Origin of the sequence: Streptomyces sp. MP131-18 (genome assembly GCF_001984575.1) — a bacterium.
GTDB classification, from domain to species: Bacteria; Actinomycetota; Actinomycetes; order Streptomycetales; family Streptomycetaceae; genus Streptomyces; species Streptomyces johnsoniae.
Window position 1 is genome coordinate 3,969,795 of the sequence record NZ_LZNS01000001.1, and the last position, 22,004, is coordinate 3,991,798.

General features: G+C 73.7%; 25 protein-coding genes, 1 pseudogene and 1 riboswitch. Of the genes and pseudogenes, 14 read left to right on the plus strand and 12 right to left on the minus strand.

Annotation, left to right across the window (positions count from 1 at the left end; all coding sequences use genetic code 11):
- Positions 1 to 57: 57 nt before the first annotated feature.
- Both STBA_RS17765 and STBA_RS17770 read right to left on the minus strand, forming a co-directional pair.
- Complete coding sequence (locus STBA_RS17765) at positions 58 to 942, minus strand: fructosamine kinase family protein (RefSeq protein WP_077060183.1); 885 nt, start codon at positions 940 to 942, stop codon at positions 58 to 60.
- A 75-nt stretch (positions 943 to 1,017) separates the two neighbouring features.
- On the minus strand, positions 1,018 to 1,389 hold the full coding sequence (locus tag STBA_RS17770; RefSeq protein WP_077060184.1) for a phage holin family protein: 372 nt from the start codon (positions 1,387 to 1,389) through the stop codon (positions 1,018 to 1,020).
- Between the two features lie 48 nt (positions 1,390 to 1,437).
- Between STBA_RS17770 and STBA_RS17775 the strand changes: the two genes are divergently transcribed.
- Positions 1,438 to 1,755: a cupin domain-containing protein gene (locus tag STBA_RS17775; protein ID WP_077060185.1), complete on the plus strand. Its 318-nt coding sequence runs from the start codon at positions 1,438 to 1,440 to the stop codon at positions 1,753 to 1,755.
- 161 nt (positions 1,756 to 1,916) lie between these two features.
- Entirely contained in the window at positions 1,917 to 2,129 is a 213-nt protein-coding gene (locus tag STBA_RS17780; RefSeq protein WP_077060186.1) for a DUF5326 family protein, read from the plus strand.
- Here the strand turns inward: STBA_RS17780 and STBA_RS17785 are convergent.
- Positions 2,095 to 3,387 (minus strand): YibE/F family protein, encoded by a 1,293-nt coding sequence (locus STBA_RS17785; RefSeq protein ID WP_077060187.1) that lies wholly within the window; start codon positions 3,385 to 3,387, stop codon positions 2,095 to 2,097. The two genes, STBA_RS17780 and STBA_RS17785, sit on opposite strands and share 35 nt — an antisense overlap.
- Positions 3,388 to 3,460: 73 nt before the next feature.
- Positions 3,461 to 3,572, plus strand: a riboswitch (TPP riboswitch).
- On the opposite strand from STBA_RS17785, the gene thiC reads away from it, so the two are divergent.
- The 3 genes from thiC to STBA_RS17800 all read left to right on the plus strand — a co-directional run bounded on the left by thiC (position 3,564) and on the right by STBA_RS17800 (position 6,970).
- On the plus strand, positions 3,564 to 5,207 hold the full coding sequence (gene thiC, locus STBA_RS17790) for a phosphomethylpyrimidine synthase ThiC (RefSeq protein WP_077060188.1): 1,644 nt from the start codon (positions 3,564 to 3,566) through the stop codon (positions 5,205 to 5,207). It overlaps the preceding riboswitch by 9 nt.
- 74 nt (positions 5,208 to 5,281) lie before the next feature.
- Entirely contained in the window at positions 5,282 to 5,578 is a 297-nt protein-coding gene (locus tag STBA_RS17795) for a putative quinol monooxygenase (RefSeq protein ID WP_253194807.1), read from the plus strand.
- Between the two features lie 27 nt (positions 5,579 to 5,605).
- Entirely contained in the window at positions 5,606 to 6,970 is a 1,365-nt protein-coding gene (locus STBA_RS17800) for a VWA domain-containing protein (protein ID WP_077060189.1), read from the plus strand.
- On the opposite strand, the gene STBA_RS17805 is transcribed toward STBA_RS17800, so the two are convergent.
- Positions 6,960 to 7,574, minus strand: a complete 615-nt coding sequence (locus tag STBA_RS17805; protein ID WP_077060190.1) for a TIGR03086 family metal-binding protein — start codon at positions 7,572 to 7,574, stop codon at positions 6,960 to 6,962. The two genes, STBA_RS17800 and STBA_RS17805, sit on opposite strands and share 11 nt — an antisense overlap.
- A 169-nt stretch (positions 7,575 to 7,743) precedes the next feature.
- Between STBA_RS17805 and STBA_RS17810 the strand changes: the two genes are divergently transcribed.
- Positions 7,744 to 9,033: an ATP-grasp domain-containing protein gene (locus STBA_RS17810; protein ID WP_077060191.1), complete on the plus strand. Its 1,290-nt coding sequence runs from the start codon at positions 7,744 to 7,746 to the stop codon at positions 9,031 to 9,033.
- Positions 9,018 to 10,295, plus strand: a complete 1,278-nt coding sequence (locus STBA_RS17815; RefSeq protein ID WP_077060192.1) for an NAD(P)-binding domain-containing protein — start codon at positions 9,018 to 9,020, stop codon at positions 10,293 to 10,295. The genes STBA_RS17810 and STBA_RS17815 overlap by 16 nt, the downstream gene beginning before the upstream one ends.
- Positions 10,296 to 10,792: 497 nt before the next feature.
- Here STBA_RS17815 and STBA_RS17820 read toward each other — a convergent pair whose 3' ends face one another.
- Positions 10,793 to 11,440: an NAD(P)H-dependent oxidoreductase gene (locus STBA_RS17820; RefSeq protein WP_077060193.1), complete on the minus strand. Its 648-nt coding sequence runs from the start codon at positions 11,438 to 11,440 to the stop codon at positions 10,793 to 10,795.
- A 187-nt stretch (positions 11,441 to 11,627) separates the two neighbouring features.
- On the opposite strand from STBA_RS17820, the gene STBA_RS17825 reads away from it, so the two are divergent.
- Genes STBA_RS17825 through STBA_RS17835 form a run of 3 tightly spaced genes read left to right on the plus strand, consistent with a single transcriptional unit; the run spans position 11,628 to position 13,155 of the window.
- Positions 11,628 to 11,972: a helix-turn-helix domain-containing protein gene (locus tag STBA_RS17825; protein ID WP_077063405.1), complete on the plus strand. Its 345-nt coding sequence runs from the start codon at positions 11,628 to 11,630 to the stop codon at positions 11,970 to 11,972.
- A gap of 45 nt (positions 11,973 to 12,017) precedes the next feature.
- A complete protein-coding gene (locus STBA_RS17830; RefSeq protein ID WP_077060194.1) occupies positions 12,018 to 12,809 on the plus strand; it encodes a hypothetical protein in 792 nt (263 codons plus the stop codon).
- A gap of 10 nt (positions 12,810 to 12,819) precedes the next feature.
- Positions 12,820 to 13,155 (plus strand): rhodanese-like domain-containing protein, encoded by a 336-nt coding sequence (locus STBA_RS17835; RefSeq protein ID WP_077060195.1) that lies wholly within the window; start codon positions 12,820 to 12,822, stop codon positions 13,153 to 13,155.
- Positions 13,156 to 13,184: 29 nt separating this feature from the next.
- On the opposite strand, the gene STBA_RS17840 is transcribed toward STBA_RS17835, so the two are convergent.
- Genes STBA_RS17840 through paaA form a run of 6 tightly spaced genes read right to left on the minus strand, consistent with a single transcriptional unit; the run spans position 13,185 to position 17,902 of the window.
- Positions 13,185 to 14,357: an aminotransferase class I/II-fold pyridoxal phosphate-dependent enzyme gene (locus STBA_RS17840; RefSeq protein ID WP_077060196.1), complete on the minus strand. Its 1,173-nt coding sequence runs from the start codon at positions 14,355 to 14,357 to the stop codon at positions 13,185 to 13,187.
- A gap of 42 nt (positions 14,358 to 14,399) precedes the next feature.
- Complete coding sequence (locus STBA_RS17845; protein ID WP_077060197.1) at positions 14,400 to 15,446, minus strand: 2Fe-2S iron-sulfur cluster-binding protein; 1,047 nt, start codon at positions 15,444 to 15,446, stop codon at positions 14,400 to 14,402.
- Positions 15,446 to 15,925, minus strand: coding sequence for a 1,2-phenylacetyl-CoA epoxidase subunit PaaD (gene paaD, locus STBA_RS17850; RefSeq protein ID WP_077060198.1), 480 nt, complete (start codon positions 15,923 to 15,925; stop codon positions 15,446 to 15,448). Before paaD ends, STBA_RS17845 begins: the two co-directional genes overlap by 1 nt.
- Positions 15,919 to 16,656 (minus strand): 1,2-phenylacetyl-CoA epoxidase subunit PaaC, encoded by a 738-nt coding sequence (gene paaC, locus STBA_RS17855; RefSeq protein WP_077060199.1) that lies wholly within the window; start codon positions 16,654 to 16,656, stop codon positions 15,919 to 15,921. The genes paaD and paaC overlap by 7 nt, the downstream gene beginning before the upstream one ends.
- A complete protein-coding gene (gene paaB, locus STBA_RS17860; protein ID WP_077060200.1) occupies positions 16,653 to 16,946 on the minus strand; it encodes a 1,2-phenylacetyl-CoA epoxidase subunit PaaB in 294 nt (97 codons plus the stop codon). Before paaB ends, paaC begins: the two co-directional genes overlap by 4 nt.
- Positions 16,943 to 17,902 carry a 1,2-phenylacetyl-CoA epoxidase subunit PaaA gene (gene paaA / locus STBA_RS17865; RefSeq protein ID WP_077060201.1) on the minus strand — a complete coding sequence of 320 codons (960 nt, stop codon included), beginning with the start codon at positions 17,900 to 17,902 and terminating at the stop codon, positions 16,943 to 16,945. The genes paaB and paaA overlap by 4 nt, the downstream gene beginning before the upstream one ends.
- Positions 17,903 to 18,033: 131 nt before the next feature.
- Between paaA and STBA_RS17870 the strand changes: the two genes are divergently transcribed.
- The 3 genes and pseudogenes from STBA_RS17870 to STBA_RS36585 all read left to right on the plus strand — a co-directional run bounded on the left by STBA_RS17870 (position 18,034) and on the right by STBA_RS36585 (position 20,798).
- Positions 18,034 to 18,762, plus strand: a complete 729-nt coding sequence (locus STBA_RS17870; RefSeq protein WP_077060202.1) for a DUF5819 family protein — start codon at positions 18,034 to 18,036, stop codon at positions 18,760 to 18,762.
- Positions 18,763 to 18,881: 119 nt separating this feature from the next.
- Positions 18,882 to 20,073 (plus strand): annotated as a pseudogene (locus tag STBA_RS36580) (HTTM domain-containing protein).
- The gene (locus tag STBA_RS36585; RefSeq protein ID WP_077060204.1) at positions 20,070 to 20,798 is read left to right on the plus strand and encodes a TrmH family RNA methyltransferase; all 729 of its coding nucleotides are present in this window, start codon (positions 20,070 to 20,072) and stop codon (positions 20,796 to 20,798) included. Before STBA_RS36580 ends, STBA_RS36585 begins: the two are co-directional and overlap by 4 nt.
- Positions 20,799 to 20,830: 32 nt before the next feature.
- Here STBA_RS36585 and STBA_RS17885 read toward each other — a convergent pair whose 3' ends face one another.
- Positions 20,831 to 21,292, minus strand: a complete 462-nt coding sequence (locus STBA_RS17885) for an Lrp/AsnC family transcriptional regulator (protein ID WP_077060205.1) — start codon at positions 21,290 to 21,292, stop codon at positions 20,831 to 20,833.
- Between the two features lie 83 nt (positions 21,293 to 21,375).
- Between STBA_RS17885 and STBA_RS17890 the strand changes: the two genes are divergently transcribed.
- Positions 21,376 to 21,990, plus strand: coding sequence for a LysE family translocator (locus STBA_RS17890; RefSeq protein WP_077060206.1), 615 nt, complete (start codon positions 21,376 to 21,378; stop codon positions 21,988 to 21,990).
- Positions 21,991 to 22,004 lie beyond the last annotated feature (14 nt).

Below are 22,004 nucleotides of genomic sequence, written 5' to 3' on the forward strand. Positions count from 1 at the left end.
CGGGCGGAAACGGGCCTTCCGCCCCCGCTGGTTCCGCCGCCCCGCCGCCGCCGGATCTCAGGCGGCGAGCGCGGCCCGCGCGGCGGCGCCGCTCTCCGGGCCGTAGGCGCCGCCGAAGAGCGCCGCGTGGATGAGGACGTGGTGCAGCTGGTGCAGGGGCGCGCGGGCCCGGCGGCCAGGCAGCGGGCGCACCTCCTCGTAGGCGGCGATCACGCGGTCGAAGTGGGGGCAGTCCGATCCTTCGAGGAACGCGAGATCCGCCTCGGGGTGCCCGCCCTGGGCGGCCGGGTCGATGAGGTGCGGGCGGCCGTCGGGCGTCCACAGGATGTTCCCGGCCCACAGGTCGCCGTGGATGACGGCCGGCGGCTGCGGCGGCCCCGCGACGTCCGCGATGCTCCCGCACAGCCGTTCGACATCCCTGGCGTCGGCCGCGTCGATGCCGCCGCTGTCGACGGCCAGCCGCAGCAGGGGCAGCAGCCGGTACTGGGCGTGGTAGGCGGGCCAGCCGGCCGGTTCCGTGACGGGCGGCGCGGGCGTGTCCAGCGGCACGGGCCCGAGGTAGAGGGGTCCTTGGGCGCCGTAGTGCGGCGCGGCCGTGGCGTGCAGGGTGGCCAGCTCGCGGCCGAGCCGTTCCGCCTGGGCGGGTGAGGGCGCCGCGGTGTCGACCCATTCCAGCACCAGCAGGTCGGGGAACGCGGCCAGCACCGCGGGAACGGCCACGGCGCCGGTGCTGCGCAGCAGGTCGAGGCCGACGGCCTCGGCGGCGAAGAAGTGGGGCGGCGGCCGGCGCAGCGTCTTGGCGAACACGGTGCGCCCGTCGCCCAGTTCTACGCGGTAGGCCGCGCATATCTCGCCGCCGGAGACGGGGTGCGCGGCGACGGGGGCCGCGCCGGTCAGCGCGGCCACGCGGCGGGCGATGTCCGTTGCGCGCACATCGTTCATTCTGCCTCCTCGGCCTCCTCGGCCTCCTCGGCCTCCTCGGCCTCCGGCTGCCGCCGGCGGGTGGTGCCGGGCGGGTCAGTCACGGTCGAACACCAGGTTGACCGCCCAGGACACGATGGAGATGATCAGTCCGCCGAGAACCGCGGAGCCGAATCCGCCGACCTCGAAGGAGTCGCCGGCGATCCAGCCGGTGAGCATCAGCATCAGGGCGTTGATGATCAGGGTGAACAGGCCGAGAGTGAGAATCAGCACGGGGAGCGACAGAAGCTTCACCACGGGCTTGACGATCAGGTTCACCAGGCCGAAGATCAGCGCGACGATGAGCAGCGTCACCGTCTTGCCGCCGGTGCTCGCGTCGTCCTGCCCCAGGGTGATGTCGTCCACCAGCCAGACGGCGGCGGCCAGGGCCACCGCATTGGCGAGGAACCGAACCAGAATGCTTGTCATACAGGAGATCGTTTCAGATGGCACGGGCGGCGCAAGGGGAATGAGCCGATGAAGGAATTCCGGCTGGACCAGCTGGAGGCGGAACGCATCGCGAACGACGGCGCGTACCTGCGCTTTCTTCGCGAACGCAACATGTCGGTGGGCCTGTACGCGCTGAACGCGGGCCAGTCCGACCCGCAGCGCCCGCAGCGGCAGGACGTCGTCAATTTCGTGGTCAGCGGGCGGGCCTCGATGACGGTCGGCGAGGAGACGACCATGGTGGCGCGCGGCAGCGTGGTCTACGTCCCGGCCGGGGTGCAGGCCAGGTTCCACCACATCACGGAGGACCTGCGGGTGCTCATCATGTTCTCCCCGCCCGAGGGCTGAACGCGGCCCCGGGCCGCCCCGGCAGGCCGCTTCTCAGGGTCGGCGTCAGGGGCGGTTCAGGGGAGGACCGGGGCCGGTGGGACTCCCGGTGCCGCCCCGGCACGCATAGCATCGGGATGGACACCGGGGGCAGAAGCACGCGCGGAACAGGAGCCGTGGCAATGAAGGAAGCCTTTATGACACTGCCGGGGTGGGTGCGGTGGGTCGCCATTCCCGCCATCGCGCTCGTCGTCTTCGGCACCCTGCTGATCGGCCTGATCACGTGGGTCGTCGGGCTGCTGTTCCGTATCCTGCTGTTCGCCGCCCTGGTCGCCGTCCTGATCTTCGTGGTGCGGAAGTTCACCTCTTCTTCCTCCTCCGGTGGCGGCTGGTAGGCGGCGGGACCGCCGCCGCCGGGTGCCGGTCGGCGTTCACCACGAGCGCCGCGAGCAGTGTCGTGACCGGCACCGACGCCACCAGGCCCACCGATCCGATCAGCGTCCGTACGATCTCCTCGGCGACCAGCTCGCTGAACGCGACGGTGCCCACGCTGCTGTGCGCGATGGTGAACAGCAGGAGCAGCGGCAGCGCCGCGCCCGCGTAGGCCAGTACCAGCGTGTTGACGACCGAGGCGATGTGGTCGCGGCCGATCCGCATGCCGGCCCGGTACAGCTTCAGCCAACTCGCCCCGGGGTCGGCCTGCTTCAGCTCCCACACGGCCGAGGTCTGCGTCACGGTCACGTCGTCGAGCACGCCGAGCGAGCCGATGAGGATGCCGGCGAGCAGCAGGCCGCGGATCTCGATGCCCGGATAGAGGCTGTGCACCAGGCCGGTCTGGTCGTCGGTGTTGCCGGTCAGCGCCGCCCACCCGATGAACAGCGAGCCGAGCAGCCCGATCAGCACCAGTGAGACCAGCGTGCCGACCACGGCCACCGAGGTGCGCGCGTTCACCCCGTGGCACAGATACAGCGTCACCAGCATGATCATGCTGCCGCCGATCACGGCCACGAGCAGCGGGTTCGAGCCGTGCAGGATGGCCGGCAGGATGAACAGCGTCAGCACGGCGAAACTGATCACGAGGCCCACGAGCGCGAGCAGCCCGCGCAGCCGGCCCACCGCGACCACCGCGAGCGCGAAGACCACCGCGAGCACCAGCATGGGGGCTTTGCGGTTCACATCTGTGACGTGATACTGCAACTCCTCTGGCGCGTCGGGGGCGTAGGCGACGATCACCTCCTGACCGACGTGGTAGCGCTGGGTCGCGTCCGGGGGGACCACTTCCTCGAACGAGCGCCCGGCGTGCGGCCCCGAGGTCACCTCGACCGCCGCCTGTTCGCACGCGCCCGACACGCCCCGCGGCACCTGGACCCCGACCTCGTCGCACGGCACTTCGGTGACAGCAGTCACCCGCGCCTGCTCGTGCTGCTGGTCGAACCCGACGCCGGTGTGCTCGTGCTGCTCGGGCGCGCCGCCCGGCCACAGCAGCACCATACCGGCCACCACGGCACCGGCGAACGGGATCAGAACGGCCGCTATCACCCGGCGCAGATGGCCCGAGACGGGGGCCACCGGTCCACCGTGGTGGTGGGTGTGGCCGTGCGGATGAGGCGGGCGGGCGGGGGGTTCCAGCGTGGCTTCGTCGCGTTCGGTCACGTGCCGATCATCGCGTAAAAAGCCAGGCCCACTGTTCAGCCCGGCCGGTGTGCCGTTAGCGTGGGAGCGCGAGTTTGCACATCGCGGGAGCTCCGAGCACGGGGCTGAGAGGGCGCTGGGGCTGCGCCGACCGCCGAACCTGTTACCGGGTAATGCCGGCGTAGGGAGTAGGTCTCATGACCACGCGGGACACACGTTCGTCTGCCGCCATCGGATCGCACAAGGCATATCTCACCGGCTCCCGCCCGGACCTCAGGGTTCCGGTGCGGCGGGTCCACCTCACCGACGGGAACGCCGTCACGCTCTACGACACCTCGGGGCCCGCCACCGACCCGGCCGTCGGCACCGACGTCCGTGACGGGCTGCCCTCGCTGCGCCACCGCTGGATCGCGGAGCGGCGCGCCGACGGCACGGGGGACGTCACACAACTGGCCTATGCCAGACGCGGGGTGATCACGCCCGAGATGGAGTTCGTGGCGATCCGCGAGAACCGGTCCCCCGAGTTCGTCCGCGACGAGATCGCCGCGGGCCGCGCGGTGCTGCCGGTCAACGTCAACCACCCGGAGTCCGAGCCGATGATCATCGGCAAGAACTTCCTGGTGAAGGTCAACGCCAACATCGGCAATTCCGCGGTGACCTCCTCCGTCGAGGAGGAGGTGGAGAAGATGACGTGGGCCACCCGCTGGGGCGCCGACACGGTCATGGACCTGTCCACCGGCCGCGACATCCACACCACCCGCGAGTGGGTGCTGCGCAACTCCCCCGTGCCCATCGGCACCGTGCCCCTCTACCAGGCCCTGGAGAAGACCGGCGGCCGGGCCGAGGAGCTGAGCTGGGAGATCTACCGGGACACCGTCGTCGAACAGGCCGAGCAGGGCGTGGACTACATGACGGTGCACGCCGGCGTGCTGCTGCGCTACATCCCGCTGACCGCTCGCCGCAAGACCGGCATCGTCTCCCGCGGCGGTTCGATCATGGCGGCCTGGTGCCTGGCGCACCACCAGGAGAGCTTCCTGTACACGCACTTCGCCGAGCTGTGCGAGATCTTCCGCGCCTACGACATCACGTTCTCCCTCGGCGACGGGCTGCGCCCCGGCTCCGTCGCCGACGCGAACGACGAGGCGCAGTTCGCCGAACTCCGCACGCTCGCCGAGCTGAACCGTATGGCCAAGGCCCACGACGTCCAGACGATGATCGAGGGCCCCGGGCACGTTCCCATGGACAAGATCAAGGAGAACGTCGACCTCCAGCAGGAACTGTGCGAGGAGGCGCCGTTCTACACCCTCGGCCCTCTGACCACGGACGTCGCCCCGGGGTACGACCACATCACCTCCGGTATCGGTGCCGCGATGATCGCCTGGTGGGGCACGGCGATGCTCTGCTACGTCACCCCGAAGGAACACCTCGGTCTGCCCGACCGCGACGACGTGAAGACCGGCGTCATCACCTACAAGATCGCCGCCCACGCCGCCGACCTCGCCAAGGGCCACCCCGGCGCGCAGGTCCGGGACGACGCCCTGTCCGACGCGCGCTTCGAGTTCCGCTGGGAGGACCAGTTCAACCTGGCCCTGGACCCGGACACCGCCCGCGCCTACCACGACGCGACGCTGCCGGCCGAACCGGCGAAGACCGCGCACTTCTGCTCGATGTGCGGGCCGAAATTCTGTTCGATGAAGATCAGTCGCGAGGTGATGGAAAAGTACGGGCCCGACGGCGCGGACGCCTCGCTCAGCGAGGAGGAGATCGAGGCGGGCATGCTCGCGAAGTCCAGGGAGTTCGCCGAAGCAGGCCGCCGCGTCTACCTGCCGCTGACCGACTGACCGACTGACCGACTGACCGGCACGGCGCGCGCGGTCCGGTGGCCGCGGGCCGCGCGCGGTGGGAAGGTGGCGGGGTGTACGGATACATCGGAAGCATGCGGACCGAGCCGGGGCGGCGGGACGAGGTCGCCGCGCTGCTGCTGCGGTCGGCCGACGCGCTCCGGGCGTTCGGGTGCCGGTCGTACGTCGTGGGCGTGTCGGACAGCGACGCGGACGTCATCTGGGTCACGGAGGTCTGGGAGAGCAAGGAGGCGCACGACGCGTCGCTCGACCTGCCCGAGGCGCAGGACGCCATCGCGGCGGCGATGCCGCTGCTCACCGGGGAGTTCACCCGGCAGGAGACGACGATCGTCGGCGGGCTCGGTGCCTGACCGGCCGGAAGCGGGCAGACTGGCCGGATGACTGGCATATCCATCGGCAAGGGCGCGAACGTGCCCGTCGCCGCCGGCGCCGTGCGCGCCGTCCTCAGCTGGGCCGCCGGCCGGCCGGACGCGCCGGACGCGGACGCCTCCGCGCTGCTGCTCACCGGCGAGGGCAAGGTGCGCGGCGACGGCGACTTCGTGTTCTACAACCAGCCCGAGCACGCCTCGGGCGCCGTTCGGCACGTGGGCAAGCAGCCCGGCGCGGACGCGGTCGAGGTGCATCTGAACGCGCTCGAGCCCGGGATCGAACGGGTGGTGCTGGCCGCCTCCGCGGACGGCGGCACGTTCGGGGAGCTGCCCGGGCTGCGGCTGCTGCTCCAGGACGCGGCGAGCGGCGCGGAGTTGGCCGCGTTCGACATGACGGCGGACAGCGAGACCGCGTTCGTCAGCGGGGAGCTGTACCGGCGGAACGGGCAGTGGAAGTTCCGCGCGGTCGGGCAGGGCTACGACTCGGGTCTCGCCGGGCTGGCCACCGACTTCGGCATCAGCGTCGAGGAGGAGGCGCCGCCGCCCGCGCCGCCCGCCGCGGCACCACCACCGCCGCCGCCCGCGGATCTCGGGGGCACGGAGCTGCTGCCGCCCGAGATGCGGGAACGGCTGTCGCTGCGCAAGGAGAAGGTGACCGTCTGCCTGGACAAGCACGGCGCGCCCGGCGGCCTGCGGGCGCGCGTGGTGCTCGTGCTCGACGCGTCGGGGTCGATGACGAAGCTGTACCGCACCGGCGTCGTCAAGGACACGGTGGAACGGATGGCCGCCGTGGCCGCCGCCCTGGACGACGACGGGCAGATGCAGGCCTGGACGTTCGCGACGAACCCGGCGCAGCTGCCGGACCTGCGCCTCGGCGAGCTGCCGGCGTGGCTGGAGCTGCACGTCCGCGTCGGGGGCCACAACGCGCCGATGTTCCGCAGGAAGAAGAAGGACGGCGGCGGGCCGCCGCCCGGCCGGCAGCCCGGCCAGGTCGACATGGCGATGGTCGGCATCCAGAACGAGGAGCAGAAGGTCATCGAGGCCGTCCGCACGTTCGTGCGGCGCCGGCCGCTCGACGTGCCGACGCTCGTGCTCTTCTTCTCGGACGGCGGCGTCTACCGCAACAGGGAGATCGAGCAGCAGCTGCGCGACGCGGCGCTCGAACCGGTCTTCTGGCAGTTCGTCGGGCTCGGCAAGTCGAATTTCGGAGTGCTGAAGAAGTTCGACACGCTGCCGGGCCGCAAGATCGACAACGTCGGGTTCTTCTCCGTCGCCGATATCGCGAAGGTGCCGGACGACGAGCTGTACGACCGGGTGCTCTCCGAGTTCCCCAAGTGGCTGCGGGCCGCCGCCCAGCTGGGCATCACGTCCTGACGGGCGGCGCCCACGACGGGTCGCGGCCGCTGAGCCCGACGGCGCGGTCGAGGAGCAGCGCGGTCTCCGGCACCGGAACGACGGGCCCGAAGCCGGTGCCGCTCCGCGCCGCGTTGTCCGTCTCCTGGCCGAGCAGCGCGATCGAGGCGCGGGCCGCGTCCTCGTCGGCGGCGAAGGGCTGCCCGGTGGCCCGCGCCAGATCCCAGGCGTGCAACACCAGTTCGTTGAGCGCGACGAGGCCGGCGACCTCGCCGGGCAGCTCCACGCCGCCGGCCTGCGTGGTGCCGCGCCACGCGGCGGGCTCGTGCCAGGCGGCGGCCAGCTCGTCGAGCTGCTCGCGCAGCCTGCCCCGCCAGTCGCCATCCAGCGTCGGGCGCGGCGCGTCGGGTGCGTCGGGGGAGACGCTCGTCCAGGGCCCGAGGTCCTTGCGGGCGGCGTCACGGAAGGCGAGCGTGAGGGCGAGCAGGTGCTGGAGCAGGTCCCGCACCCGGTAGTCGGGGCAGGGGGTGGGGTGGTCGAAACGGTCCTCGCCGACGCCGTCGAGCAGGGCGGCGAGCCGCCGCGCGGTCGGTGCGAGGTCGGGGCCCTTGGCAGGTGTGGTCATGGTGGGTGGACCGCGCGGGCGGGTGGAACTCATCGGTCGGGCGCCCGGGACACGGGGTAAGTCACACCGTGTGCGGAATGCGCCGGGCGAACGCTTCCGGTAGTCCGACCGAGGAGTCCGCCGCCCCGGTGGCCCGGCGGGCGCGGTGCCGCGGTGAAGGATCGGCGGCATGTCACCGTCACCGCTCGATGCCGGGGTGCCCGCGCTGCTGCTGCGCCTGGACCGGAACCCGTTCCACCACGGTTCGCTGGGGGCGGTCAGGTCTCTGGGGCGTGCGGGGGTCGAGGTGCACGCCTTCGTGGAGGGCGCGCGCAGCCCGCTCGTCCGCTCCCGTTATCTGTGGCGCGGGCACGTCTTCCGCGGGGACGCCTGCTCGGCGGCGGAGGTGGAACGGGCGCTGCTGCGGGTGGCGGGGCGCATCGGCCGGCCGGCCGTGCTGATCCCGATGGACGATCTGGGTGCGATCACCGCCGCCCGGCTGGCCGGGCGGCTGCGCGGCCGTTACCTGCTGCCCCGGGGGCCCGCCGCCCCGGCGGAACGGGCCGCGGACAAGGCGGAACTCGCGGCGCTGTGCGGCCGGCTCGGGCTGGCGCACCCGCGGACGGCCGTCCCGGACAGCGCGGCGGACGCGGTGGCGGCGGTGCGGCGGCTGGGGCTGCCGGCCGTGGCGAAGTGGAGCCGGCCGTGGCTGCTGCCGCCGGGCGGGGCGCTGCGCAGCACCACGGTGGTGACAGGAGCCGGGCAGGTGCGGCGGCTGTTCGCGTGCGCCGGGCGCGCGGGCAGCAGGCTGCTGCTCCAGCGTCTTGTGCCGGGGGGCCGCGGCGCGGACTGGTTCTTCCACGGCTGTTTCGCGGCGGACGGCAGGCTCCTGGCGGGCGGCACCGGGCGCAAGGACCTGTCCTGGCCGGTCGGGGCGGGGCTGACGGCGGTGGGCAGCCGCCTGCCGCACCCGGCGGTGGCGCGCGCGGCCCTGCGGTTCGCGGACCACCTCGGCTACCACGGGGTGCTCGATCTGGACTTCCGCGTCGACGCCGGGTCCGGGGTGCCGTACCTGCTGGATTTCAACCCGCGCCCGGGCGCGCAGTTCCGGCTGTTCGAAGGGCCGGACGGGCTCGACGTGGTGCGCGCGCTGCACCTGGACCTGACGGGGCGCGCGGTGCCCGCGGCGCCGCGGGCACCCGGCCGGGGCCGGGTGTTCGTCGCGGAGAACTACGGGCTGCTCGCGGCGCTCGCCGCGGGGCGGCGGTGGCGGCGCGGGGGGCGCGAGGTCGAGTGGGCGTGGTTCGCGGCCGACGACCCGGCGCCGTTCTTCGCGATGGCGGGCGGCTGGCTGCGCCGCGGCCCGCTGCGGGCACGGGCGGAGGACGGGAACGCGAACGGGAACCGGAACGGGGACGGGACAACGGGGGAAACCGGAGTGACGGAAGCGAAGGATGTGGCGCGATGCATGACCTGGTAGTGGTGGGGGCCGGGCCCTACGGTCTGTCGATCGCCGCGCACGCCGCGGCGGCCGGTCTCGACGTGCGGGTGCTCGGCCGGCCGATGGCGTCGTGGCGCGACCACATGCCGGCCGGCATGTTCCTGAAGTCGGAGCCCTGGGCGTCCAGTCTGTCCGACCCGGCCGGCGCGGACACGCTGGCCGCCTACTGCGCGGGCCGCGGCCTGCGCGCCGCGCACGGCGAACCGCTGCCGATCGACACGTTCACCCGCTACGGGCTGTGGTTCGCCGACCGGCTGCCGCTGCCGGTGGAGGAACGCACCGTGACGGCGGTGCGGCCCTGGGCGGACGGCTTCCGGGTGGAGACGGGGGACGGCCGCCCGCCGCTGCCCGCGCACAACGTGGCGCTCGCGGCCGGCGTGCTGCCGTTCGTCTCGCTCCCCGGCGCGCTGGCCGGGCTGCCCGCCGGGCTGGCCGGCCACAGCAGCGACCACCGCGATCTGGCCCGCTTCGCGGGCCAGGACGTGACGGTGATCGGCGCCGGGCAGGCGGCGCTCGAGACCGCGGCGCTGCTCGCCGAGGCGGGGGCGCGGCCCACCGTGGTGGCGCGCGCGGACGCCGTGTGCTGGAACACCCCGCCGCAGCCGCTGCGCCGCGGTCCGGCGGCGGCGCTGCGTGCGCCGCACAGCGGCCTGGGCACCGGCTGGTCGAACTGGGCCTGGGCACAGCTGCCGTGGGCGGTGCGGCGGCTGCCGGCCGGGACGCGGGCGCGGGTGGCGGCGACGGCGCTCGGCCCGGCGGGTGCCTGGTGGCTGCGGGAACGCCTGGAGGGCGTCGTTCCGGTGCGGCTCGGCCGGCGGCTGCTGCGGGCGGAAGCGCTGCCGGGCGGCGGGGTCGGCCTCGACGTGGCCATGCGGGACGGGTCGGGCCGTGAGGTGATCAGGACCGGGTACGTGATCGCGGCGACCGGTTTCGTGCCGGATCTGCGGCGGCTGCGGCTGCTCGACCCGGCGCTGCGCGAGCAGCTGCGGACCGTGCGCGGCACGCGGGCGCCCGCGCTGAGCGCGTGCTTCGAGTCGTCCTGGCCGGGCCTCTTCTTCGCCGGGCTGCTGACCGCGCCCGTGTTCGGCCCGGCGATGCGCTTCGTGCACGGCGTCACGTTCACCGCCGACCGGCTCACCCGGGGCGTGCGCCACCGGCTCGGCGCCGCGTCCCCGCGGCTGCCGGGGCAGGGAGCGGGGCGCGGCGCCGACCGGGCCGGTCGGACCCGGGCGGCCGGGTAGCACGGCGGCCGGGCAGGACGGGGCTCAGGCCCTGTCGTTCGGGTCTTCGCGGGGCCGCGCTGCCGGCTACGGCACTCCCCCAGCCTGGCGGCTGGGAGGTGCCCCCACGCTGCGTTGTCGCATCGCGCAAGTACGTCCCCCAGACTCCTCCCCCAGACTTCGTCTGGGAGGTGCCCCCAGGGAGGTACCCCCACGTACGAGCTGCGATCCTCCGCCATGGGGGCACCTCCCAGGCCCCCGAGGGCCTGGGGGAGCACCGCGTCTGGGGGCACCTCCCGGACGGGGTCTGGGGGAGCCGCGGGCTGATCCGACAAGATCGACAGGACAGGACCTAGGCCCTGTCCGGCCGATCTTGCCGGGCCCGCGACGCCAGCTACGGCACCTCGCTGCGTTACCGAATCGCGCGAATACGGACAGGTATGAGCTGCGATCCGGCGCCTTGCGATGCACCGCATCTGACGCCGCGGGCTGATCCGACAAGATCGACAGGACAGGACCTAGGCGACGAGCTGGGTGGCCAGGCTCTTGGCCCGCGCGCGGGCGTCCTCGTGGGCCTGGGCGGCCGAGGCCTCGGACTGCTCGACCAGGGACGCCATGGCCGGGGTGGTCGGGGCCAGGGTCAGCTCCGGGACGATGAACTCGACGTCGAGCTGCAACTGCTGGCCGAGCACGAACTGGAGATACGGGTGGTTGTAGTCCCGGCCCTCCATCGGGGTGCCGGGCCGGTAGGAGCCGCCGCGGCTGGTGACGATGGTGACGGGCTTGCCCGCGGCGCTCGGCGCCTCCCCCGCGGTGCGGCCGACGACGATGATGTGGTCGAGCCACGCCTTGAACGACGAGGGCACCGAGTAGTTGTACAGCGGAACGCCGAGCAGCACGGCGTCGACGGTCTCCAGCTCCGTCACCAGGGAGTCGCGCAGGGCGAAGGCGGCCTTCTGCTCCGGAGTGCGCTCCTCGGCGGGGATGAAGCCGGGGTAGTACGCCTCCGCGGTCAGGTGGGGCAGCGGGTCGGTGGCAAGGTCGCGGTAGATCACCGTGCCTTCCGGGTGCTGCTCCGCCCACGCCTGGCGGAAGCTTGCGGTGACGGCCCGGGAGACGGACTTGTCGCCGTTGAACGAGCTGTCGATGTGCAGCAGCGTGGCCACGAGGGTTCCTCCACGTATGGTCTGAGCATTAGATTAGGAAGTGAAACTTCCGCTGCTACTAGTTTTACCATAGTGACTTACTTTTCTGCACCAGCTGCCTCTCGGGTAGGGTGGTTACATGCTGGAAGTACCGGACAACCAGGACAAGGCGCTTCTGGCGGCCGACGCGGAGAGCGAGCGGCACGCGCTGTGCACCGCCCCGGACGCCGCCGTGCTGCGCGTTTTCGGGCTGCTCGGGAAGCGCTGGACGGGCGTGCTCATCGCCGCGCTCATGGGCGGCCCGGGGCACTTCACCGAGCTGCGGCGGGCCGTTCCCGGCATCAGCGAACGGATGCTGTCCGACCGGCTCACCGAGCTGGCCAACGAGGGCCTGGTCAGCCGGCACGTCCAGGAGGGCCCGCCCCTGCGCGTCAGCTACCGGCTGACGGCCGCGGGCCGCGAGCTGCGCCCCGCGCTCCAGGAGCTGACCCGCTGGGCGGAGGCCCATCTGGAGGACGCCGCGGGGAAGTGCCCCGCCGAGTTCCGCGACTGAGCCGGGCGGCGCCCGGCCCTCGCCACGGCCCGTAGGGTTGAGCGGGTGACGGACGACTACGACGAGACGACCGCGCGGCTCGAACGCGCCGTCCGGGCGGCCGAAACGGCGCTGATCGAGTTCGAGATCGCCGTGGAGACCTTCCGCATCGAGGTGGAGAACTTCTCGCGCCTCCACGAACGGCGGCTCGGGCCGCTCTATGCGCGTCTTGAGGAGCTGGACGCGGAGATCGCCGAGGCCGTCGCGGCCCGTACCGGCGATCCGGCGGACCAGCGGCGGGCCGCCGAGGCCCGCGCGGCGGTAGCACCGATGCCGCAGGTCGCCGAGCTGTTCCAGGGCTGGCTGGACGGCGAGGGCTTCAGCCCGGAGGGCTACGCCATGCTCACCGAGCAGTCGGTGCAGGAGCCGCAGCGCGTCCGGCCGGACGAGGAGGCCCGCAAGCTCTACCGCGAGGTGGTCCGCGAATGCCACCCCGACCTGGCCGCCGACCCCACAGAACGCGACCGCAGGGACGCGTTCCTCGCCCGCGTGAACCAGGCGTACGCCCGCGGCGACACCGAGGAGCTGCGCGCCCTCGCCGAGGAGTGGGCGCGCGGCGGCGCGGGCCCCGAGCCGGAGCGCAGCCGCGGCGAGGAGCTGTACGCACGCCTGGAGTGGCTGGCCCGGCGCAAGGAGTTGCTCGCGGACGCCGCCTCCGCCCTGGAGGACAGCGCGATCGGCTCCATGCTGCGGATGGCGGGCGACGACCCGGACCTGATGCTGGCCGAGGTCGCCGAGGAGCTGCGGCAGCGGGTCGCCGCCCGCGAAGCCGAACTGGCCGGGCTGCTGGCCGGGTAGGGTCGGGGACATGAGTTTCACCCTTCCCACCGTGACGGCCGACGCCGTGCCCGCGGGCGCGCCGCTGCTCGACGTCCGCGAGCCCGAGGAGTGGGCCGCGGGGCATGCCGAGGGTGCGGTGCACATCCCGATCGGGCAGGTCGTCGAGCGCCTCGGCGAGATCACCGAGCTCGCGTCCGAGGGGCGCCTCCACGTGGTGTGCAAGGTCGGCGGCCGGTCCGCGCAGGTCACCGCCTACCTCGTGCAGCAGGGGCTCGACGCGGCGAACGTGGACGGCGGCATGCACGCCTGGCAGGCGTCGGGCCGCGCGCTGGTCGGCGAGGGGGACGACCCGTTCGTCCTCTGACCGCCCCCGCCGCCGCGGCCGGACCGGGCCTACGGGGTGAGGGCCGCCAGCCGGGCCACCGCGTCGCGCAGGGACGCCTCGCGCCGGCAGAAGGAGAAGCGCACCAGCCACGGGGTGGTGTCCACGCCCTGCTGGAACGCCGAGGTCGGGATCGCCACCACCCCGGCGCGCTCCGGCAGTTCGCGGCAGAACCGCAGTCCGTCGTGGAAGCCCCACGGCCGGATGTCGGCCTGGAGGAAGTACCCGGCGTCCGCGCGGAAGGGGCTGAGCCCGGCCGCGCGCAGGCCGCCGGCCAGCAGGTCCCGGTTGCCGCGCAGCGTCTCCCGGAGCCCGGCCGCCCAGTCCGCGACGCCGCCGAGCGCGGTGCCGATGGCCTCCTGGTAGGGCGTGCCCGAGGCGTACGTCAGCCACTGTTTGACCGACATCACGGCCGCCACCAGCGCGGCGGGGCCGCTCACCCAGCCGACCTTCCAGCCGGTGACGTTGAACGTCTTGCCCGCGGAGCTGATCGTCAGGGTCCGTTCGCGCATGCCGGGCAGCGTCGCGATCGGCACGTGGCGGGCGCCGTCGTAGACCAGGTGCTCGTACACCTCGTCCGTGACGACCGTCAGATCGTGCTCGCACGCGGCCTCCGCGATGAGCACGAGTTCGTCCGGGGTGAACACCTTGCCGGTCGGATTGTGCGGCGAATTGAGCACAAGCAGCCGTGACGCGGGCGTCAGCGCGGCGCGCAGCGCGTCCGGGTCGAGCTGGAAGCCGTCCCCGTCGATGGCCAGCGGAACGGTCACCAGGCGCGCGCCGGACAGGCGGGCGCCGGCGGGGTACGCGTCGTAGGCGGGGTCGAAGGTGACGATCTCGTCGCCCGCGCCGGTCAGGGCCAGGCAGGCCGCGGCCAGCGCCTCGGTGGCGCCCGAGGTCACCAGCACCTCGGTGGCCGGGTCGAGGTCGAGACCGTAGTGCGCGCGCTGGTGCGCGGCGATCGCCTCGCGCAGGGCGGGGAAGCCGAACGCGGGCGGGTACTGGTTGTGCCCGGCGAGGACGGCCTCGGAGACATCCGCGAGGAGCGCCGGCGGCGCGTCCAGCTCCGGCACGCCCTGGCCGAGGTTCACCGACCCGGTGGCGCGGGCCAGTTCGGTCATTTCGGTGAAGATGGACGTACCGGCCGCGCGGCCGGTCCCGCTGTCCTGGCGCTGCTGCCTCATGCGCTCAACGATAGGCCGCGGGCGAGGGCCGTATCTCCCGGCTCAGGCGTCGAAGTCGAGGCCGACCCGGTCCGTCAGCGGGCGGGACTGGCAGGCCAGGACGTACCCGGCTTCGGTCTCGGCGGGCTCCAGCGCGTAGTTCCGGTCCATCCGCACCCGCCCGTCCGTCAGCCGCGCGCGGCAGGTGCCGCACACGCCGCCGCGGCAGGCGTAGGGCGCGTCCGGCCGGTTGCGCAGCACGGCGGACAGCAGCGTCTCGCCCGCCGCGACCGGCCAGCTCGCGCGGCGCCCGTCGAGCGTGGCCGTCAGCGTCGCGGACCCGGGGGTGCCCCCGGCGGCGTTCGCGCCGGGCTCGGGCGGCGCCGCTCCGGCGTGGAACAGCTCGATGTGCACGCGCTCGCGCGCCACCCCGAGCGCGCGCAGCGCACCGCGCGCCGCGTCGATGAGCCCCTCCGGTCCGCACAGGTACCAGCCGGCGACGGCGTCGCAGGGCAGCAGCGCGGGCAGCAGGGCGCGCAGCCGCGCGCGGTCGAGCCGCCCGGGGGGCAGGCCGGCGCTGCGCTCCTCGCGGGTGAGCGCGTGCAGCGACTGGAACCGGCCGGGATGGCGGTCCTTCAGGTCGGCCACCTCGTCGAGGAACATCGCGCTGGCCGCGCTGCGGTCGCTGCGCAGCAGCGTGAAGCGGGCGGCGGGCTCGTTGGCGAGCAGCGTGGCCGCCATCGAAAGCACCGGCGTGATGCCGCTGCCGCCGGCCACGGCGGCGAAGTGTCCGGGGCGCGGGCGCAGCGTGAAGCGCCCGCGCGGCGGCAGCACGTCCACCCACGAGCCCGCGGCCAGCTCCCGCGCGAAGCCGGCGGAGAACGCGCCGCCCGGCACCTGCCTGATGCCGACGGTGAGCAGGTCCGCGCCGCCGTCGGCCGCGGCCGAGGCGATGGAGTAGGTGCGGCGCAGCGCGCCGTGCCGGAACGTGAGGTGCTGACCGGGAACGTGCCGGAACGCGGCGCGCAGCGGCGGCGGCACGGCGAGCGTGACGGCCACCGCGTCCTCGGCGGCCCGCGCGGTGCTGGCGACGCTGAGCGGGTGGAACATCACCGCTCCTTCATGTGGTCGAACGGCTCGCGGCAGGCGGCGCAGCGGCGCAGCGCGCGGCAGAGGGTGCCGGAGAAGCGGCTGAGCACGGTGGTGTCGGTGCTGCCGCAGCGCGGGCAGGGCACCGGCGGGGCGGGCAGCCCGACGAACACGGGGCCGCCCGCCCGGGGCGGCGCGATGCCCGCCGCGGCGAGCTTGCGGCGGCCTTCCGCGGTGATGTCGTCGGTGCGCCAGGGCGGGTCCAGGACGGTGCGGACGGTGACCTCGGGCACGCCGTGGGCGCGCAGGGTGCGCCGGATGTCCTCGGCCATGGTCTCGACGGCCGGGCAGCCGAGCCACGTCGGCGCCAGCTCCACGACGACGGGCCCCTCCTCGTGTCCGCGCCGCACGGAGCGCAGGACGCCGAGGTCCGCCAGGGTCACCATCGGCAGTTCCGGGTCGGGGACCGCGCCCGCGAGCGCGGCCAGCCGGGTCACCACGCCGCCCCCGGGTGGCTGCGGTGCAGGTGCTGCATCTCGGCGAGGAGGCGGCCGAACGGCTCGGTGTGGATGCCGCGCCGCCCGCCGCCCGCCGACCAGGCGGTGGGCGGCGGCGGGGCCTCGGGGACGGGGAGCGTCGCGGCGCGCAGCGTTTCGGTGACGCGCTCGGTCCAGGCGGCGCGCAGCCCCCCCGGGTCCGTTCCGGCGAGTCCGGGCACGGGCTCGAACAGCTCGCCGGTGAAGCGCCACAGCGCGCGGACGGCGCGCCCCGTGCGCGCGTGGCTCTCCGCCGTACCGTCGCCGAGGCGCAGCGTCCAGGTCACGGCGTGGTCGCGGTGGTAGCGGGTCTCGGGCGCGGCATGGGCGGCGATGGCGGCGAACGGGCCGCCGCCGGCCGCGAGTTGTGCGTACAGCAGCTCCTGCCAGGTGGCGTGGAACAGCTGCCGGACGACCGTGTGCGCGAAGTCGCCGTTCGGCTGCTCGACGAGCTGGAGGTTGCGGAAGTCGCGTGCGTCGCGGCGGAACGCGAGCTCGTCCTCGTCGCCCGCGAGGGAGAGCAGCGCGCGGGCCTGGCCGAGCAGGTCGAGCGCGAGGTTGGCGAGGGCCACCTCTTCTTCGAGCACGGGGGCGTGCCCGGCCCATTCGGCGAGCCGGTGGGACAGGATCAGCGCGTCGTCGCCGAGGGCGAGCGCGGCCTCCCGTTCCGACTCCGTGAGCGCGGGCGCCGTCACAGGTGCCGCACCCCCTCGGGCACCTCGTAGAAGGTGGGGTGCCGGTAGGGCTTGTCCGCGGCAGGCCGGAAGAACGGGTCGCGCTCGTCGGGGGACGAGGCGGTGACGGCCGCCGCGGGGACCACCCACAGCGAGACGCCCTCGCCGCGGCGTGTGAACAGGTCGCGGGCGTTGCGCAGGGCAAGCTCCGCGTCCGGCGCGTGCAGGCTGCCCGCGTGGGTGTGGGCCAGGCCGCGCCGCGGCCGGACGAACACCTCCCACAGCGGCCAGTCGGCGTCGCCGCCGCTCATCGCGCGGCTCCGGCCGGGTGCTTGGCGGCGTAGGCCGCCGCCGCCTCGCGCACCCACGCGCCCTCCTCGTGCGCCCGGCGGCGCTGGTCGAGGCGCTGCTCGTTGCACGGCCCTTCGCCGGCCAGCACGGCGCGGAACTCGTCCCAGTCCACGGCGCCGAAGTCCCAGTGGCCGCGCTCCTCGTTCCACCGCAGGTCGCGGTCGGGGAGGGTGAGGCCCAGGGCCTCGGCCTGCGGCACGCAGATGTCGACGAAGCGCTGCCGCAGCTCGTCGTTGGTGTGCCGCTTGATCTTCCAGGCCATCGACTGCGCGGTGCGCGGCGAGGCGTCGTCGGGCGGGCCGAACATCATCAGGGAGGGCCACCACCAGCGGTCCACCGCGTCCTGGGCCATGGCGCGCTGCGCGCCGGTGCCGCGGGCGAGCGCGTGCAGCAGCTCGTAGCCCTGCCGTTGGTGGAAGGACTCCTCCTTGCAGATCCGCACCATCGCGCGGGCGTAGGGGCCGTAGGAGCAGCGGCACAGCGGCACCTGGTTGGTGATCGCGGCGCCGTCGACGAGCCAGCCGATGGCGCCCACGTCGGCCCAGGTGAGGGTCGGGTAGTTGAAGATCGACGAGTATTTGTGGCGGCCGGTGTGCAGTTTGCCGAGCAGCTCCGCGCGGCTCGCGCCCAGTGTTTCCGCGGCCCCGTACAGGTAGAGGCCGTGGCCCGCCTCGTCCTGGACCTTGGCGATGAGGATGGCCTTGCGGCGCAGCGAGGGGGCGCGGGTGATCCAGTTCGCCTCGGGCTGCATGCCGATGATCTCGGAGTGCGCGTGCTGCGCGATCTGCCGGATCAGCGTGGCGCGGTAGGCGTCCGGCATCCAGTCGCGTGGCTCGATCCGCTCGTCGGCGGCGATGGTCCGTTCGAAGTCCTCGGCGCGGGCCCGTTCCGGCTCCGCGCTCACCGCTGTACCCACCGCTCAGCCCTCCGCGCCGACCGATCGTTCGGTTCGATGGTGCTGCGGACGCTCCGGCGTGTCAAGGCGGCCGGGAGACAGGTACCGTGCTCGGGTCAAGCGAGATGAGTCCCTGGGGGAGCGGGCCGAGCATGCTGTCATCCGACACGGCACAGGAAGAAGCCGAAGCCGACGAGACACCGACGGAGTCCGTCCGCCTCGGCGCGCTGTCGCTCCCGGCCCGGATCGTCATCGCGGTCGCGGTGGGGGGCGTCGCCGCGTTCACGGCGTGGCACATGGCGATGGTGTTCCTCTTCGTCGCGCCGTCGAACACCCTGAACGAGGAGCACCACGACACCGTCCGCGGCTACATATACCCGGAGTTCGAGCAGAACTGGAAGCTGTTCGCGCCCAACCCCCTCCAGCGCAACGAGAGTCTGGCCGTGCGCGCCGAGGTCACGGACGAGGACGGCGCCAGCAGCGTCACCGACTGGATCAGCCTGACCGCCATGGACATCGAGGGCATCGAGCACCAGCTGCTGCCCAGCCACACCGCGCAGAACACGCTGCGCCGCGCCTGGGACTTCTACACCAAGTCCCACGACGACGACGGCGACGCGGTGGGCCTGCGGGGCGAGCTGTCCGAGTCGTACGTGCGGCGCATCGCGCTGCTGCGGCTGGCGGACCGGATGGACGTCGGCACCGTGGAGCGCATCCAGCTGCGCTCCACGATCCAGCGGGTGCCCGCGCCCGAGTGGCGGCAGGAGGACTTCGACACCTCGCCCGTCCACGAGGAGCTCGACTGGTGGGTGGTGACGACCGAGGACCTGCCGACCGGTGCACTCGCCTCGGAACGGACCGGGGAAGGGGACCAGCGGTGAGCATTCCCGCTCAGCGGACGAACGCGGCCGGCACGGCCACCGGCGGGGGAACGGACGGGCCGCCGCCCTCGCCGTTCCGCGACCTCGGGGGCCGCTTCGACGCGGCGCTCGCGCGCGGCATCGGCCACATCACGCGGCGCGCCCTCGGCCCGCACCAGACGGCGATCGTGCGCATCGGCTTCGCGACGACCGTGCTGCTCTTCCTGCTGCACGAGTGGCCCAACCGGCACGAGCTGTACGGTCCGGACAGTCCGTGGGGCTTCGACCTGGCCACGCAGTTCGTCGACAACAACGGCGCGTTCACGCTGCTGCTGTGGTCGGACTCCGGGGCCTGGTTCGAGCTGGTCTACCACCTGACGATCCTCGCCGCCGTCGGCATGCTGCTCGGCTGGCGCACGCGCGCGACGTCCGTGCTGTTCATGGTGGGCGTGCTGTCCGTGCAGAACCGCAGCGTCTTCATGGGCGACGGCGGGGACAATGTCATCCACCTCATGGTGATGTACCTGGTCCTCACCCGCTGCGGCCAGGTCTGGTCGCTGGACGCGCGCCGGCGCGCGCCGGGCGCCGGGGCGCCGCGCCACGGACGACCCGGTGGGCATCGCGGTGTGGGCGGTGCTCGGCGTCGTGCTGGTGGCGGCGCTGGTCAGCGGCAAGATCGACAGCCCGGTGTGGAGCCTGTTCTTCGCCGGGATGTGGCTGGTGCACGGCTACTGGTGGCTGATCCGGCGCTTCGCGCCCGGCGAGCCGCGCATCGTCTCCGACATCATCGCCAATCTCGTGCACAACGCGGCCCTGTTCGTGATCATGGCGGAGGTCTGCATCATCTACGCCACCGCGGGCTGGTACAAGATCCAGGGCTCGCGCTGGCAGGACGGCACCGCCGTCTACTACCCGATGGAGCTGGACTACTTCAACGTCTGGCCCGAGCTGAGCGACCTGCTGGTGGGCAGCGGCCTGATCATCACGGCCCTCACCTACGGCACGGTGTTCGTGCAGGTGGCCTTCCCGTTCGCGCTGCTCAACCGCCGCGCGAAGAACGTGCTGCTGGTGCTGATGATCGGCGAGCACATCGGGATCGCCGTGCTGCTCGGGCTGCCGTTCTTCTCCATGGCCATGATCGCCATGGACAGCGTCTTCCTGCCGACCGCCTTCCTGGTGTGGCTGGGCGCGCGCGCCCAGCGGGTGACCGATCCGGTGCGCCGGCGCCTGCGCCGCCGTCCCGCGCCCGGCCGGCCCGCGCGGGACGTGGGCCCGGCCGGGCCCGGGGCCGCCGCCGCGGACCGGGCACCGGCCTGGGCGAAGTCCCGGTGACGAAGGACACGGCCGCCGCCTGGCACGAACTGGCCGCGCGGGACACCGTTCTGCTGGACGGCTTCCACGCGCTCAAGCACGCGCTGCGCTTCGGCGCCGAGGTGCCGCTCGCGGTGGCCGCGGACCGCGCCGCGGCGCTCGGACTGGCCCGGGACCTGGCGCCCGACCTGCACCCGCGGCTGGCCGCCCTGCTCACGCCGGTGCCGCCGCGGGACCTCGCGGCGCTCGTGCCCCGGCCGCACCCCACCGGCGTCGCCGCCCTGGCCCGCCCCGCGCCGCGCCCGCCGGTGCCAGGACGTGGCCCCGTGGTGGTCCTGGAGAACCCGCGCCACCTCGGGAACATCGGCGCCGTCATCCGTCTCGCCGCCGGCACCGGCGCCGCGGGCGTGGTCACCACCGGCACCGCCGACCCGTGGCATCCGGCGGTGCTGCGCGCCGCCGCCGGGCTGCACTACGCGACGGCGGTCGACCGGGCCGGCGGCCTCGACACCCTGCCGCCAGGACCGCTGTACGGGCTCGACCCGGCCGGCACGGACATCCGTTCCGTCCCGGTGCCTGACGGCGCGCTGCTCGCCTTCGGCTCGGAACGGCCGGGCCTGTCCCCCGCCCTCAAGGAACGGGCCACCGGCCTGGTGGCCCTGCCGATGCGGGAGGGCGTCTCCAGCTACAACCTGGCGACCAGCGTGGCGATGGCCCTGTTCCACTGGCTGAGCCGCCCTCGGTGACCCGCCCCCGGTGACCCGCCCCCGGTGCCCCTTCAGCCCCGGCCGATGGGCAGGCCGGTGTCGGGCTTGATCTCCTTCATCGTCAGGTGCGACGTGAGCTGCGCCAGGCCCGGCAGGTCGGACAGGGTGGCGGTGTAGAAGCGTTCGAACGCGGCGAGGTCCGCGGTCGCCACGCGCAGCAGGAAGTCCGGATCGCCGAACAGCCGGTGCGCCTCGACCACTTCGGGCAGCTCCGCCACCCTGCGCTCGAACTCGGCGATGGTCGCCCGGTCCTCCCTGGCCATCACCACGGTCACGAAGGTCTGGAAGCCCCGGCCGAGCGCGGCCCCGTCCAGCCGCGCCCGGTAGCCGCGGATCACGCCCTCCCGTTCGAGCCGGCGCACGCGGCGCAGGCACGGCGAAGGGGAGAGTCCCACCCGGTCGGCCAGCTCGGTGTTGCTCAGACGGCCATCCCGCTGGAGCTCGCGCAGAATGCTGCGGTCTATCCGGTCCATGGCGCAATATTCTGCCTCGCTGCCGTCCGGCTCGGCACTTTTTGGCAATCGGCTGCCGCGGCATTCGCACTAGCGTCCGAGGCATGGATTCCCTGCTGCTGTTCCTCGGCGTGGATCTGCTGCTGGTGTGCACCCCGGGGCCCGACTGGCTGTACGTGATCGCCCGCGGGCTCGGCCAGGGCCGCCGGGCGGCGCTCACCGCGGTGGCCGGGGTGTGCGCGGGCTACCTGGTGTACACGGTCGCGGTCACCGCCGGCCTGGCCGCCGCGGTCCGCGCGTACCCGGCGGTGCTGCCCGTGCTCCGCTACGCGGGCGCCGCCTACCTGACGCTGCTGGCCGTCCGGATGCTGCTCGCCGCCCGCCGTGGCGCGCGGGCCGCGGCGCCGGAACCGGCCGCGCCGCTGAACACCGCGGCCGTCGCGCGGCAGAGCATGCTCACCGCGCTCCTCAACCCGAAGGCGCTGCTGCTGTTCGTCTCGCTGCTGCCGCAGTTCACGGACACCGGTGCGGCCCTGCCGGTCGGCGCCCAACTCGCGCTGCTCGGGGCGCTGCACATTCTGCTGTGCGGGCTGGTGTACTCCGCGGTCGGGCTCACCGCCGCCCGCGTGGGCGGCGCGGTCCGCAGCCCGGGGCGCGGGCTGACGAGGATCTCGGCGGGGCTGCTGCTCGTCGTGGCCGCCGTGACGGCCGCGCCGTGACCGGTCCCGAGCCG

Excerpts from the sequence above, each read along its gene's own strand:
- STBA_RS17765 (WP_077060183.1), bottom strand. The coding sequence starts at position 942 with ATGAACGATGTGCGCGCAACGGACATCGCCCGCCGCGTGGCCGCGCTG.
- STBA_RS17770 (WP_077060184.1), bottom strand. The coding sequence starts at position 1,389 with ATGACAAGCATTCTGGTTCGGTTCCTCGCCAATGCGGTGGCCCTGGCC.
- STBA_RS17775 (WP_077060185.1), top strand. The coding sequence starts at position 1,438 with ATGAAGGAATTCCGGCTGGACCAGCTGGAGGCGGAACGCATCGCGAAC.
- STBA_RS17780 (WP_077060186.1), top strand. The coding sequence starts at position 1,917 with ATGAAGGAAGCCTTTATGACACTGCCGGGGTGGGTGCGGTGGGTCGCC.
- thiC (WP_077060188.1), top strand. The coding sequence starts at position 3,564 with ATGACCACGCGGGACACACGTTCGTCTGCCGCCATCGGATCGCACAAG.
- STBA_RS17800 (WP_077060189.1), top strand. The coding sequence starts at position 5,606 with ATGACTGGCATATCCATCGGCAAGGGCGCGAACGTGCCCGTCGCCGCC.
- STBA_RS17805 (WP_077060190.1), bottom strand. The coding sequence starts at position 7,574 with ATGACCACACCTGCCAAGGGCCCCGACCTCGCACCGACCGCGCGGCGG.
- STBA_RS17810 (WP_077060191.1), top strand. The coding sequence starts at position 7,744 with ATGTCACCGTCACCGCTCGATGCCGGGGTGCCCGCGCTGCTGCTGCGC.
- STBA_RS17815 (WP_077060192.1), top strand. The coding sequence starts at position 9,018 with ATGCATGACCTGGTAGTGGTGGGGGCCGGGCCCTACGGTCTGTCGATC.
- STBA_RS17835 (WP_077060195.1), top strand. The coding sequence starts at position 12,820 with ATGAGTTTCACCCTTCCCACCGTGACGGCCGACGCCGTGCCCGCGGGC.
- STBA_RS17840 (WP_077060196.1), bottom strand. The coding sequence starts at position 14,357 with ATGAGGCAGCAGCGCCAGGACAGCGGGACCGGCCGCGCGGCCGGTACG.
- STBA_RS17845 (WP_077060197.1), bottom strand. The coding sequence starts at position 15,446 with ATGTTCCACCCGCTCAGCGTCGCCAGCACCGCGCGGGCCGCCGAGGAC.
- paaB (WP_077060200.1), bottom strand. The coding sequence starts at position 16,946 with ATGAGCGGCGGCGACGCCGACTGGCCGCTGTGGGAGGTGTTCGTCCGG.
- STBA_RS17870 (WP_077060202.1), top strand. The coding sequence starts at position 18,034 with ATGCTGTCATCCGACACGGCACAGGAAGAAGCCGAAGCCGACGAGACA.
- STBA_RS17885 (WP_077060205.1), bottom strand. The coding sequence starts at position 21,292 with ATGGACCGGATAGACCGCAGCATTCTGCGCGAGCTCCAGCGGGATGGC.
- STBA_RS17890 (WP_077060206.1), top strand. The coding sequence starts at position 21,376 with ATGGATTCCCTGCTGCTGTTCCTCGGCGTGGATCTGCTGCTGGTGTGC.